Source organism: Janthinobacterium lividum (assembly GCF_034424625.1).
GTDB lineage: Bacteria > Pseudomonadota > Gammaproteobacteria > Burkholderiales > Burkholderiaceae_D > Janthinobacterium > Janthinobacterium lividum.
The window spans coordinates 1,729,403-1,742,184 of sequence record NZ_CP139976.1 but is presented as its reverse complement, the minus strand read 5'-3'; the positions used below and the strand labels follow the sequence as shown (position 1 = coordinate 1,742,184).

Annotated in this window: 11 protein-coding genes and 1 other RNA gene; 5 read left to right on the top strand and 7 right to left on the bottom strand. The window is 60.9% G+C overall.

Features of this window, described 5'->3' with window-relative positions:
- Window positions 1-10: 10 nt before the first annotated feature.
- From U0004_RS07910 to gyrA, 6 genes are all read right to left on the bottom strand, one after another.
- Entirely contained in the window at window positions 11-919 is a 909-nt protein-coding gene (locus U0004_RS07910) for a prephenate dehydrogenase (protein ID WP_174718094.1), read from the bottom strand.
- 4 nt (window positions 920-923) lie between these two features.
- Complete coding sequence (gene hisC / locus U0004_RS07905) at window positions 924-2,030, bottom strand: histidinol-phosphate transaminase (protein ID WP_070257572.1); 1,107 nt, start codon at window positions 2,028-2,030, stop codon at window positions 924-926.
- A gap of 172 nt (window positions 2,031-2,202) precedes the next feature.
- Window positions 2,203-3,273, bottom strand: coding sequence for a prephenate dehydratase (gene pheA / locus U0004_RS07900; RefSeq protein ID WP_070257597.1), 1,071 nt, complete (start codon window positions 3,271-3,273; stop codon window positions 2,203-2,205).
- Between the two features lie 82 nt (window positions 3,274-3,355).
- On the bottom strand, window positions 3,356-4,447 hold the full coding sequence (serC, locus tag U0004_RS07895; RefSeq protein WP_070257571.1) for a 3-phosphoserine/phosphohydroxythreonine transaminase: 1,092 nt from the start codon (window positions 4,445-4,447) through the stop codon (window positions 3,356-3,358).
- 24 nt (window positions 4,448-4,471) lie between these two features.
- Window positions 4,472-5,056, bottom strand: coding sequence for a DUF2059 domain-containing protein (locus U0004_RS07890; protein ID WP_070257570.1), 585 nt, complete (start codon window positions 5,054-5,056; stop codon window positions 4,472-4,474).
- 105 nt (window positions 5,057-5,161) lie between these two features.
- Complete coding sequence (gene gyrA, locus U0004_RS07885; RefSeq protein WP_070257569.1) at window positions 5,162-7,840, bottom strand: DNA gyrase subunit A; 2,679 nt, start codon at window positions 7,838-7,840, stop codon at window positions 5,162-5,164.
- 655 nt (window positions 7,841-8,495) lie between these two features.
- On the opposite strand from gyrA, the gene ompA reads away from it, so the two are divergent.
- The 5 genes from ompA (at window position 8,496) to U0004_RS07860 (ending at window position 12,019) form a co-directional block, all read left to right on the top strand.
- Window positions 8,496-9,206 carry an outer membrane protein OmpA gene (gene ompA, locus U0004_RS07880; protein ID WP_034782001.1) on the top strand — a complete coding sequence of 237 codons (711 nt, stop codon included), beginning with the start codon at window positions 8,496-8,498 and terminating at the stop codon, window positions 9,204-9,206.
- Window positions 9,207-9,333: 127 nt separating this feature from the next.
- Window positions 9,334-10,029 carry a bifunctional 2-polyprenyl-6-hydroxyphenol methylase/3-demethylubiquinol 3-O-methyltransferase UbiG gene (gene ubiG / locus U0004_RS07875; RefSeq protein ID WP_034751812.1) on the top strand — a complete coding sequence of 232 codons (696 nt, stop codon included), beginning with the start codon at window positions 9,334-9,336 and terminating at the stop codon, window positions 10,027-10,029.
- 68 nt (window positions 10,030-10,097) lie between these two features.
- A complete protein-coding gene (locus tag U0004_RS07870) occupies window positions 10,098-10,802 on the top strand; it encodes an HAD family hydrolase (RefSeq protein WP_070257568.1) in 705 nt (234 codons plus the stop codon).
- An 82-nt stretch (window positions 10,803-10,884) separates the two neighbouring features.
- Window positions 10,885-11,245: a transfer-messenger RNA gene (ssrA, locus tag U0004_RS07865) on the top strand.
- Window positions 11,246-11,716: 471 nt separating this feature from the next.
- Window positions 11,717-12,019, top strand: a complete 303-nt coding sequence (locus U0004_RS07860; RefSeq protein ID WP_070257596.1) for an HNH endonuclease — start codon at window positions 11,717-11,719, stop codon at window positions 12,017-12,019.
- Between the two features lie 241 nt (window positions 12,020-12,260).
- Here the strand turns inward: U0004_RS07860 and U0004_RS07855 are convergent, their stop codons facing one another.
- Window positions 12,261-12,773: a hypothetical protein gene (locus tag U0004_RS07855; RefSeq protein ID WP_070257567.1), complete on the bottom strand. Its 513-nt coding sequence runs from the start codon at window positions 12,771-12,773 to the stop codon at window positions 12,261-12,263.
- Between the last annotated feature and the right edge of the window lie 9 nt (window positions 12,774-12,782).

Below are 12,782 nucleotides of genomic sequence, written 5' to 3'. Positions count from 1 at the left end.
CCTTGAGTATTTATCGTGAGGGCGAGGCTGGTACTTCCGCCGTTTCAATCGCCTCGATCCATTGCTGCCGCGCGTGCTGGGCGTTCGCATACACGCCTTCGATGGCGGCGCCGTCATTCGCGGCCAGATGGGCGCGCAAGGTCGTCAACTGCGCCAGGTAGGCATCCAGTTCGTGCAGCAGCGCCGGCTGGTTGGCCAGGCTGATGTCGCGCCACATTTCCGGCGATGAGCCAGCGATGCGCGTAAAGTCGCGAAAGCCGCTCGCCGCGTATTGGAACAGCAGGCCCGCGTGCGGTTTGTTGGCGATGTCGTCGACCAGCGCAAAGGCCAGCAGATGCGGCAGATGGCTGACGGCGGCAAACACCTTGTCATGCTCTTCGGGGCTCAAAGTGTGCAGGATGGCGCCGCAGGCGCGCCACGCGGCTGCCACGCGCGCCACGTCGGCCGCGGCGTTTTCCGCCAGCGGCGTGAGCACCACTTTCTTGCCCTGATACAGATCGATGATGGCGGCGTCGGGGCCATTCGTCTCGCGCCCCGCGATCGGGTGGCCGGGCACGAATTGCCCGACTTTTCCACCCAGCGCCGCGCGCGCGGCCGCCACCACGTCGCTCTTCGTGCTGCCCGCATCGGTGACGATGGTGCCCGGCTGCAGGTGCGGCGCGATGGCTGCCAGGATGGCGCCCGTTTGCGCCACGGGCGCGGCCAGCAGCACCAGATCGGCGCCATGCAAGGCTTGCGCCATGTCGCCGCCGATTTCATCGATGATGCCCAGTTCGAGCGCGCGCACCATCGACGCCTGCGAGCGGCCCATGCCGACCACGGTGGCCGCCACGCCCGCATGTTTCAGGGCGCGCGCGAACGAACCGCCGATCAGGCCTACGCCAAAGATGACTACCTTGTTCAGTGCAGGCGTCGTCATATCGTCAGGCCAGCGCTTTCGTCAGCGCGGCGATGAAGATGGCGTTTTCCTGCGGCAGGCCGATGGAAATGCGCAGCCATTGCGGCAAACCATAGCTGCCCACGGGACGCACGATCACGCCCTGCTTGAGCAGCGCCAGGTTCACGCGCGCGCCGGCGCCATCGTCGTCGCCCACCTTGACCAGCACGAAATTGCCGTGCGACGGCACGTATTCCAGGCCCAGTTGCGTAAACGCTTCCGTAAACTGCTGGTAGCCGGCCGCGTTGTTGCGCGCGCTTTGCTCGAGGAAGTCCTTGTCGTTCAGGGCGGCAATCGCAGCCGCCTGCGCCAGCGAGTTGACGTTGAACGGCTGGCGGATGCGGTTCATCAGGTCCGTCAGCACAGGCTGGGCGATGGCGAAGCCGATGCGCAGGCCGGCCAGGCCGTAGGCCTTCGACAGGGTGCGCGAGACCACCAGGTTCGGATACTGGCGCACCCACGCCGTCGACTCGTACTGGTCGTCGTCCGACAGGAATTCGTTGTAGGCCTCGTCCAGCACGACGACCACATGCGCCGGTACTTTTTGCAGGAAGGCTTCGAGCTGCGCCGCCGTCAGGAAGGTGCCGGTCGGGTTGTTCGGGTTGGCGATGAAAACCAGACGCGTGTCGTCGGCAATCGCCGCCGCCATGGCGTCCAGGTCATGGCCGTAGGCTTGCGCCGGGACGACGATGTGGCGCGCGCCCAGGCCTTGCGTGGCCAGCGCGTACACGGCGAAGGAATACTGCGAGTACACGACGGATTCGCCATGCTGCACGAAGGCGTGCGCGGCGATTTCCAGGATGTCGTTGCTGCCATTGCCCAGGGTGATCCAGTCGGCCGGCACGTCATAGCGCTTCGACAGCACGGCTTTCAAGTCAAAGCCGTTGGCGTCCGGGTAGCGGCCCAGGTCATCGATGGCGGCGATCATCGCCTGCTTGGCCGATTCCGGCATGCCGTACGGGTTTTCATTCGACGCCAGCTTGACGATGGCTGCCTCGTCGAGGCCGAATTCGCGCGCGACTTCCGCGATCGGTTTGCCGCTCTGATAAGGGGCGATGGCGCGGACGTATTCTGGACCGATATTTTTAGACATGGTGTTCTTTAAAAGTTGGTGAATGATTAGGCTGGTGGCTGTTGTTGGGTTACGCTGCCCAACCCAAGCTACGGCTTACCGTGGTTGTTTGTTGGGTTACGCTGCGCTAACCCAACCTACAGCTTACCGTAGGTCGGATTAGCGCAGCGTAATCCGACACCAGTCAACGAAGTCACAGACTGACCGGATATGACCCCAGCACCTTGAAAAACGCCGCATTGCTTTGCAGCTCGGCCAGCGCCTGGGCGACGGCCGCGTCGTGCACGTGGCCCTCCACGTCGACATAGAAATAATACTCCCAGCTGCCCATGCGCGCCGGGCGCGACTCGAAGCGCGTCATCGACACGCCGTGTTTCGCCAGGGGCGCCAGCAACTGGTACACGGCGCCCGCCTTGTTCGGCACGGCCAGCACCAGCGACGTCTGGTCCTTGCCCGACGGCGCCGTCTGCAGGGTACCGACGACGGCAAAGCGCGTGCGGTTGTGCGGATCGTCCTGGATGTGGCCCTTGACCACGCCCAGCTTGTACTGCGCGCCGGCCAGTTCGCTGGCAATCGCGGCCACCGTGCCATCTTCGCCGGCCATGCGGGCCGCTTCGGCGTTCGATGCCACGGCGTGGCGCGCAACGTGCGGATAATTCTGGTTCAGCCACACCTGGCACTGCGCCAGCGCCTGCGAATGGGCGCAGATGGACGTGACGCCGTCCATGTTGCCGCTCTTCGTCATCAGGCTGTGGTGCACGGCGATCGCCACCTCGCCGCTGATGATGAGGCTCGTCTGCAGCATCATGTCCAGGGTGCGGTTGACGGCGCCTTCCGAGGAATTCTCGATCGGCACCACGCCGAAGTCCGCCGTTCCCGCTTCGGCGGAACGGAACACTTCATCGATGGATGCGCACGGCAAGCCTTCCACGGCGCTGCCGAACTGCTGATACACGGCCTGTTCGCTGAAGGTGCCGGCCGGGCCCAGATACGCCACGGTGACCCGCTTTTCCAGCGAGCGGCAGGACGACATGATTTCGCGGAAGATGGTCTGTACTTCGCGGTCGCCCATGGGGCCGGGATTGCGCTCGGCCACGCCGCGCAGCACCTGCGCCTCGCGCTCGGGACGGAACACGGGCGCCTGCGTCTCGGCCTTCACATGGCCCACTTGCTGGGCGATTTGCGCGCGGCGGTTCAGCAGCTCGAGGATTTGCGCGTCGATCGCATCGATCTGTTCGCGCAGCGGTTTCAATTTATCGGTCATGGTGGTTTGTTTCGTCAGCTGTACTTCAATCATGGCCGCGCGGCCTGCGCCGGCGGCGGGCCGGCGCAGTCGTCTAGGCGACTCAGCGTCCGGCAAACTCGTTCAAATAGTTGACCAGGGCTTGCACGCCCTCGATCGGCATCGCGTTATAGATCGATGCACGCATGCCGCCGACGGACTTGTGGCCCTTCAGTTGCAGCAGGCCGCGCTGCTTGGCGCCGGCCAGGAATGCATCGTTCAGACTTTCGTCGCGCAGATAGAACGGGATGGTCATGCGCGAGCGGTATGCGGAGTCGACCCGGTTCTGGTAAAAGTCGTCCGCATCGAGCGCCGCGTACAGCAGCGCCGCTTTCTCAATATTACGCTGTTCCATGGCTGCAACGCCACCCTGGCGTTTGAGCCACTGGAAAACCAGGCCGGCGATATAGATGCCGTAGGTGGGCGGCGTGTTGTACATCGACTCATGTTCGGCAACGATGGTCCAGTCGAAGGCCGACGGGCAGATCGGCAAGGCCTTGCCCAGCAAGTCTTCGCGCACGATGACCAGGGTCAGGCCGGCCGGGCCGATATTTTTCTGCGCGCCGCCGAAGATGACGCCGTATTGCGACACGTCGATCACGCGCGACAGAATGTGCGAGGACATGTCTGCCACGATGGTGGTCCCTGCCGGCACGTCTGGCGCCTGCTGGAATTCCACACCGTCGATGGTTTCATTGGTGCAGATGTGCAGGTAGGCGGCGCCTGGCGTCAGCTTCCATTCGGAGACTGGCGGCACGCCCGTGAAACGGGCAGCCTTGGACGACGCGGCCACGTTGACGTTCGCATACTTGGCCGCTTCCTGGATCGACTTGCCCGACCACGAACCCGTGTGCACGAAGTCCACCGTGGCCGGCTGCTGCGCGGCCAGGCCCGCCAGGTTCATCGGGATGATGGCGTTCTCGCCCAGTCCACCGCCCTGCAGGAACAGGATTTTGTAGTTCGCGGGCACGGCCAGCAGCTCGCGCAGGTCGGCCACCGCCTGCTTGTAGATGGAAATGAATTCGGGACCACGGTGGCTCATTTCCATCACCGACATGCCACTGCCATGCCAGTCCTGCATCTCGGCGGCCGCTTGCGCCAGCACTTCCTTGGGCAGGACGGCGGGGCCGGCGGAGAAGTTGTAGATATGGGTCACGATACGGTCCTTAGTAAAATGAAATTATTGGGGCGACTGCGTGGCCGCCCGCATAACCTGGTCAAGCACGGCGTTCACGCGGGGGATCAGCACGCGCTGGCTGATGGCCATCGATTCGGCGGACAGTTGCGGCATGGTGGCCAGCATCTTGCGGCCCAGCGGCGTCTTGTAGAAGGCGGTCAGCTGCTCGACTTCCGGCACCGTGTAAAAGCGCGCGTACAGGGGCACCATTTCATCGCCCAGTTCATCGATCAGGGTCGGATCGGCCAGCACCTGCGTCAGAGTGGCGATGGCCAGGGGAATTTCCTCTTCGGCGCTGGCCAGCGCGCGCGCCTTGCGCTGCTCGTCCAGCTTCGGGTTGCCATTGATTTGCTGCTGCGCCGACTGGCGGATCATGGCGGGCACCGATTGCAGCATCTGGTCGAAGATATTGCGCGTCAGTTGCGGGAACTGCATCGCGTCGAGCATACGCCGCACGGCCACTTTCATGGCGGGGCTGGGCGCCGCCTGGCGCGAAGGCGTGGCTTGCGTGCTCTGGGCCAGGGCCGGCAGGGTCGCAAGGAAAGCCAGCGAAAACGCGGCAAAGAAGGTGGCAACGATTTTTCTCATGGCATGCGGGACTTTATAAAAGCGGGGAACAAATGGGACACGCAGGCTGGCGCCGCAACTGGCGCGCCAATAGCAATTGGGGCTCCCGAAAGAGCCCCAATCATCTTACTCCGGCTGGGCCGGATCGACAGGATCAACCGGGTCGGCCGCCGCCGGCGCGGCCTCCGTGCCCGCCTCCGTCGTCAGTTCGACTTCGTCGATATCCGTTTCCACCACGCGCTGCAGGCCGGACAGCTTGGTGCCGTCTTCCACGGCGATCAGGGTCACGCCCTGCGTCGCGCGGCCCATCTCGCGGATTTCCGACACGCGGGTGCGGATCAATACGCCACCGGTGGTGATCAGCATGATTTCATCGCTGGTATCGACCAGGGTCGCGGCAACCACTTTACCGTTGCGCTCGCTGGTCTGGATGGCGATCATGCCTTTCGTGCCACGGCCATGGCGCGTGTACTCGGTGATCGGCGTACGCTTGCCGTAGCCGTTTTCCGTTGCCGTCAGCACCGATTGCTGCTCGTTCTCGGCCACCAGCAGGGCGATCACGTGCTGGCCTTCTTCCAGGTTCATGCCGCGCACGCCGCGCGCCGTACGGCCCATCGGACGCACATCGTTTTCATCGAAGCGCACTGCCTTGCCCGAATCGGAGAACAGCATCACGTCGTGCTGGCCATCGGTCAGCGCCGCGCCGATCAGGAAGTCGCCGTCGTCCAGGTCGACCGCGATGATGCCGGCCTTGCGTGGATTGCTGAAGTCCTTCAGCGGCGTTTTCTTGACGGTACCGAGGCTGGTCGACATGAACACGTAATGGTCTTCCGGGAACGTGCGGTTCTCGCCCGACAGCGGCAGGATCACGGTGATCTTTTCGTTGTCCTGCAGCGGGAACATGTTGACGATCGGCTTGCCGCGCGAATTGCGCGAGCCTTGCGGCACTTCCCACACCTTCAGCCAGTACATGCGGCCACGATCCGAGAAGCACAGGATGTAGTCGTGCGTGTTGGCGATGAACAGCTGGTCGATCCAGTCTTCCTCTTTCGTCGCCATGGCTTGCTTGCCGCGGCCACCGCGCTTCTGCGCGCGGTATTCGGTGATCGGCTGGGCCTTCATGTAGCCGGTGTGCGACAGGGTCACGACCATGTCCTGCGGCGTGATCAGGTCTTCCGTTTCCAGGTCGGTCGCGTTCAACTCGATCTGCGAGCGGCGCGCGTCCTTGTTGCCAATGCCGTATTCGTTCTTCGCCGCCGTCATTTCATCGGTGATGATGACGGTCACGCGTTCAGGCTTGGCCAGGATGTCGAGCAAGTCGGCGATATGCTCCATCACGTCCTTGTACTCGTTGACGATCTTGTCCTGCTCCAGGCCGGTCAGGCGCTGCAGGCGCATTTGCAGAATTTCCTGCGCCTGGTCGTCCGACAGCTTGTACAGGCCATCCGTTTGCATGCCATAGTGTTTCGGCAGGTTTTCCGGACGGTAGGCATCGATGCCGCCTGGCGTCGTGCCGTCGCCCGTGCGGGCCAGCATTTCGCGCACGACGGACGAATCCCAGGCCTTGGCCATCAGCTCGACCTTGGCGATCGGCGGCGTCGGCGCAGCCTTGATGATGGCGATGAAGTCATCGATGTTGGCCAGCGCGACAGCCAGGCCTTCGAGCACGTGGCCGCGTTCGCGCGCCTTGCGCAGTTCGAACACGGTACGGCGCGTCACCACTTCGCGGCGGTGCGACAGGAAGCACTGCAGCATCTGCTTGAGGTTCAGCAGCTTCGGCTGTCCATCGACCAGGGCCACCATGTTCATGCCGAAGGTATCCTGCAACTGGGTCTGCTTGTACAGATTGTTCAGCACCACTTCCGGCACTTCGCCCCGTTTCAGCTCGATCACCACGCGCATGCCCGACTTGTCGGATTCGTCGCGGATGTCGGAAATGCCGTCGAGCTTCTTGTCGCGCACGTTTTCAGCGATGCGTTCCAGCAAGGACTTCTTGTTGACCTGGAATGGCAGTTCGTCGACGATGATGGCGATGCGGCCGCCGTCCTTGCCGTATTCTTCGAAGTGGGTCTTGGCGCGCATGACCACGCGGCCGCGGCCCGTGCGGTAGCCGTCGCGCACGCCGGACACGCCATAGATGATGCCGGCCGTCGGGAAGTCCGGCGCCGGGATCAGCTCGATCAATTCATCGATCGTGCAATCGGGGTTGCGCAGCACGTGCAGCGCGCCGTCGATGACTTCGGTGATGTTGTGTGGCGGAATGTTCGTCGCCATGCCGACGGCGATACCGGACGAGCCATTGATCAGCAGGTTCGGGATACGCGTCGGCAAGACCGTCGGTTCCTTTTCCTTGCCATCGTAGTTGGGCTGGAAGTCGACGGTATCCTTGTCGATATCGGCCAGCAGTTCGCCGGCGATCTTGTCCAGGCGGCACTCGGTGTAACGCATCGCCGCGGCGCCGTCGCCGTCGACGGAACCGAAGTTGCCCTGGCCATCGACGAGCATGTAGCGCAGCGAAAAATCTTGCGCCATGCGCACCAGCGTGTCATAGATCGAGGCATCGCCGTGGGGATGGTATTTACCCATGGTTTCGCCGACCACGCGGGCGCACTTGACGTAAGGGCGGTTCCACACGTTATTCATTTCATGCATCGCGAACAAGACGCGGCGGTGCACTGGCTTCAAGCCATCGCGCGCATCGGGCAAGGCGCGACCGACGATCACGCTCATGGCGTAATCGAGGTAGCTCTTGCGCATCTCTTCTTCGAGGGAAATAGGAATTGTTTCTTTTGCGAATTGATCCATTGGCGGTTCGACTGATCTCAGGCTGTGGTTAACTTATCTGTTACGCAATGTATGACGCAATACTGCATATCCTGGGTGGCTGTCGTCGTGGACGCCGCGCCGCGCGCTGCTGGCGCGGCCCGGCTTCCATGTCGCAGAGTGCCAGACAAATCGGCGGGCTGGCGGCACGGCCAGTACGGGTACCGCAAGGGTACGTCCTGGCCATGCAGTGCCGCCGTGGGCATTTGCTCGACACTCTTAACAGTCAAGCGCACGATTTTAGCATGCGCGCCCAGCTACCTGTACAAATTGGCCATACCAACAAGATTGGCAGTTTGCACCGGGGACGTGCACGTTGACCTGTCGATAATGCACAATGGCAATATCAGTTCAAGATACCTGCCCTTAAAAGAGGCAAAAAAAGCGATCAATTGTTACAGGCGCGTTACAAATGGGCATTTTCGTTGCGCAAAAACAACGCACGGTCTAAAATCGGGCAAGCTTTGATTTAACCACGGTCGTGTGCCCCTGATGCGTGTGGCAAAATGACTGGGAAGTTAATTGCTAGTTTCGCAATCTGAAACGAGCGCATATGGTCTACATGATAAAATCTTGGCACGTAGCACCAGTAGCGCAGTGTTGTTCTGCGGATATCACCCCCCGAAAGGAAAAAAGAATGAATAAATTTGTAACGCTGTTTTTCGCTGCATCCGCAGTGATTGCTGGCTCGGCTTCGGCCCAAACCCCAACCTCCCCACCATTCGCGCCAGTTACCACTGACATCAAAGCACCAAGCCCAAAAAGCGCTTACGTGCAAGATGCCCGCGGCGTAATCGTGCGTGACCCATTCGGCCTGTGCTGGCGTACCGGCTACTGGACACCTGCTGACGCAGTGCCAGGTTGCGACGTGCCACTGTGCGTAGAGCCAGAAACCCTGCAAGACGGCAAATGCGTGGCTCCTCCAGCACCAGTCGTACCAGCACCGGCACCAGTCGTTGTCGTACCAGTACCAGTCGTCGTTGCTCCTACCTCGGAAAAAGTCAGCTTCGCTGCTGATGCATTCTTCGATTTCGACAAAGCTACGCTGAAGCCAGAAGGCAAAGCCAAGCTGGACGAACTGTCCGCACAACTGGGCGGCATCAACCTGGAAGTCATCATCGCTGTGGGTCACACCGACTCCGTCGGCACCGATGCTTACAACCAAAAACTGTCGGTACGTCGTGCTGATGCTGTCAAAGCCTACCTGGTCACCAAAGGCGTTGAAAGCAACCGCGTGTACACCGAAGGCAAAGGCGAGAAACAACCTGTTGCTGATAACAAAACTGCCGAAGGCCGTGCGAAAAACCGTCGCGTGGAAATCGAAGTTGTTGGTACCCGCAACAAGTAATAGCTGATTCCCTGGACTTGCTGCAAGTCATCGCGCAAGTCAAGAACAGCATGAAAAACCCCGCTACGGCGGGGTTTTTTTTCGTCCGTGGCTGCCCAATTGTAAAATTGCCGCTATTATTCGACCTATGAACGCCGACCCTCTTGAAATCCAAAAATTCAGTGAGCTGGCCCACCGCTGGTGGGACCCCACTTCCGAGTTTCGTCCCCTGCACGAAATTAACCCCCTGCGCCTGGAATGGATCAACGCGAAAGTGCCGCTGGCCGGCAAGCGCGTGATCGACATCGGCTGCGGCGGCGGCATCCTGGCCGAATCGATGGCCCGCAAGGGCGCCGACGTGACGGGCATCGACCTGTCCGACAAGGCATTGAAAGTTGCCGACCTGCACAGCCTGGAATCGGGCGCCAAGGTGCGCTACAAGCTGATCGCCGCCGAAGCCATGGCCGAGGAAGAGCCGGGCCAGTACGACGTCGTGACCTGCATGGAAATGCTCGAGCACGTGCCGGACCCCGCCGCCATCGTCAAGGCCTGCGCCGCACTGGTGAAACCGGGCGGCCACGTGTTCCTGTCGACCCTGAACCGCAACCCGAAAGCGTATCTGTTCGCCATCCTGGGCGCCGAATACCTGCTGCGTCTGTTGCCGAAAGGCACGCACGACTATGACAAATTCATCACCCCGGCGGAACTGTCGCAATACCTGCGCAGCGCCGGGCTGGACGTCAACAGCATGCGCGGCATGGGCTACAATCCATTGACCAAGATTTACTCACTTAATAGCGATACCAGCGTCAATTACCTGGTGGCCTGCACCCGGCCGCTGTAACCATCACGCACAATACAAGGCGGCTGCGGCCGCCATTTTTCATTCCCACTTGACACACTTTGCCCGCCATGATCACAGACCATCTGCCAGCACCGCGCGCCATCCTGTTCGACCTCGACGGCACCCTGGCCGACACCGCGCCCGACCTGGCAGCGGCCATCAACCTGCTGCGCGCGCGCGCCGGCCTGGCGCCGACCCCGTATGACATCCTGCGCCCCACGGCTTCGGCCGGCGCGCGCGGCATGATAGGCGCGTCGTATGGCGTCCAACCGGGCGAAAGCGGCTACGAAGCCCTGAAAGACGGCTTCCTGAACAATTACGAAGCGGCCCTGGCCGTGGAAAGCCGCTTATTCGACGGCATCCCCGCACTGCTGGAAGGCCTGCAAGCCCTGGGCCTGGCCTGGGGCGTGGTCACCAACAAGGCCGCCCGCTTCACCGACCCGCTGGTCGGCCAGATCGGCCTGGGCGCCGCCGGCTGCGTGATCTCGGGCGACACCATGGCGCACCCGAAACCCCACCCAGCCCCCCTGCTGGAAGCGGCGCGTCGCCTGGAGCTGGCGCCGGAAGACTGCTGGTACGTGGGCGACGACCTGCGCGACATCCAGGCCGGCCGCGCCGCCGGCATGCGCACGGTCGCCTGCGCCTGGGGCTACTGTGGCCCCGTCGAGCCGCAGCACTGGAACGCCGACCATTTGCTGGACACGCCGCAAGCGTTGCTTGAGCTGGTCAGCGCCGTGGTGAAGGCGGCGCAGGCGCGGCAGCTGGCGGCATAAATGGCCTGCGCTTGATCTGGCACGACGGCAAGCGAATGCATCATGCAAGAGTGGGCAGATTGCGCTACAATGAAGGTTCTGTGGGGACGACCTGGTTTCGACGTGGGTTGCAAAGCAGCGCAGGGCATACCGAGGGCGGGCTACCTCGTAAATACAACCTGAAAAAACTTAACTGCAAACGATAACTCGTACGCACTGGCAGCTTAATCGCTGTTAGCTCTAGAACACCTCGTCCCTGGGGTGGGCCGTCAAAAGCTCTAGAGTCATTTACAGGGACTCGTCGTATGCTGGGTTACTTAGCGTCCGACTAAATAATAGGTAACTCGCTTGCCCATAACGTGCACATCCGTGCTGGCTGAGTTAAATTAAATGATAGTGCTAAGTATGTAGAACTGTCTGTAGAGTGCTTGCGGACGCGGGTTCGATTCCCGCCGTCTCCACCACTGAATAAATAAAAGGGCTTCCCCGTTTTGGCGGGGAGGCCCTTTTTATTTATTCCATGCATGCAGAACACGGACGTCGCGTCCGCGTCCGGTACGGGCGCGGGGGTTTTGCGGGACTTCGGCGAGCGCAGCTCGGTGCCGCAAAACCGGGTTGCGCTTGCAAGCGCAACCCTCTCCGATTCCTCTGACTAGCTCTTGCGCCGCAGGCGGTTTCCTAGCAACAACATCAGCTGCTCAGGCCATGTGCCAATGACGGACCTGCCCCTCTATGTGGGAAGCAAAACAGATAAGGCATGCTGGACGATGATTGCCAGAATATACGGGCGTTGGATACCGTATGCAGATCAGGCGGCCGGAAGAACAGCGGAAATTGTGTTCGGTCTTTACTGATTAAATCCAGCGGCTGTCTGTCCTGCAACATCAGGGGCCAATGATATAGTGGCGGAAATGTACTCACTGAAGAAAACTGCCATGAAAAACGACACAAACGCTCGCCCGCAAGCAACCCAAGCACCTGCCAGGCTCAGCAAAGGGGACTTCGTCACTGCACTGCGCAAGCTGCTGCAAGAAGAAGGAAAGGCCGGCAAGTCCAGCGTGGACGTACGCGCTGCGAACCTGCACACCGACGTTGGCGTTTATCCGGCGCGCGGCCACTCGATGCCGACCTGTTGCACGGTAATGTATGAAGAGATGCAGCCGGGTGACGAGATACTGCTGACACCACCCGGCGGCAAAGGACCTACGCTCCTGGTACGGTATAAATTCCCGCGCTGAGAATCGCGGCCTTAGGCTACTGATGGCGATTCGCAGCGCTAATCGGCTCCGTCCGCGTCCGCCCCACAGCGGACATGGAGCGTCCGAGCAGGCCGGGTTTCATAACAGCGACCTCGGTAGCCCAGTCTCATTGTGTTTTTGGGTCATGACGATTGATGCCGCCTGGACTGCGACAGTTTCAGCGTCGTTACCGCCATCAGTATTGCTTGATACGGCCACTTGGACAGAAAAACCCCATGCATCAATGCAGCCGCGCCGAAGGCGTCGAATTGAACGGCTGAGATCTCTTATGGAACATGAAATACGCAAATGGCACAAAGTAGAACACTAGCCAGTGCCCGGAGAAACCACGCACTTGATTTATCTTGAAAGTGGAATACTCCACGGCGGTCAGTTCGCGAATGAAATTTCCACGGTTCAATAGCACAAATTTTCCGTCAACGATCGAAGGATTACCGCCCGCCGCATTCATCATGAAGAGTGCAAAATTCACCAATGCGTAAGCAGCTATACAGAGTCCCAGTCCGACCACCCACTTCGGAAAAGCTGCGCGTAGTTCAGCGAACGTTGGTTTGGGGCCGAGTGACTTTCGACTGGAGAAGACAAACGGAATGAACACAATGAAAATGCCGCCGTGCAGCCACCAGATCGCAGGAAAATTATCAGATACATTGACTCCCATCAATGCCGCAATGTGCACAATCAGTGCGGTTGCAAAGCCAATTAGTGAGGCAAAGCCAAGAATTTGGTTCATAGAATCGGA

Excerpts from the sequence above, each read along its gene's own strand:
- U0004_RS07855 (WP_070257567.1), bottom strand. The coding sequence starts at position 12,773 with ATGAACCAAATTCTTGGCTTTGCCTCACTAATTGGCTTTGCAACCGCA.
- U0004_RS07870 (WP_070257568.1), top strand. The coding sequence starts at position 10,098 with ATGATCACAGACCATCTGCCAGCACCGCGCGCCATCCTGTTCGACCTC.
- ompA (WP_034782001.1), top strand. The coding sequence starts at position 8,496 with ATGAATAAATTTGTAACGCTGTTTTTCGCTGCATCCGCAGTGATTGCT.
- U0004_RS07860 (WP_070257596.1), top strand. The coding sequence starts at position 11,717 with ATGAAAAACGACACAAACGCTCGCCCGCAAGCAACCCAAGCACCTGCC.
- gyrA (WP_070257569.1), bottom strand. The coding sequence starts at position 7,840 with ATGGATCAATTCGCAAAAGAAACAATTCCTATTTCCCTCGAAGAAGAG.
- U0004_RS07890 (WP_070257570.1), bottom strand. The coding sequence starts at position 5,056 with ATGAGAAAAATCGTTGCCACCTTCTTTGCCGCGTTTTCGCTGGCTTTC.
- hisC (WP_070257572.1), bottom strand. The coding sequence starts at position 2,030 with ATGTCTAAAAATATCGGTCCAGAATACGTCCGCGCCATCGCCCCTTAT.
- U0004_RS07910 (WP_174718094.1), bottom strand. The coding sequence starts at position 919 with ATGACGACGCCTGCACTGAACAAGGTAGTCATCTTTGGCGTAGGCCTG.
- ubiG (WP_034751812.1), top strand. The coding sequence starts at position 9,334 with ATGAACGCCGACCCTCTTGAAATCCAAAAATTCAGTGAGCTGGCCCAC.
- pheA (WP_070257597.1), bottom strand. The coding sequence starts at position 3,273 with ATGACCGATAAATTGAAACCGCTGCGCGAACAGATCGATGCGATCGAC.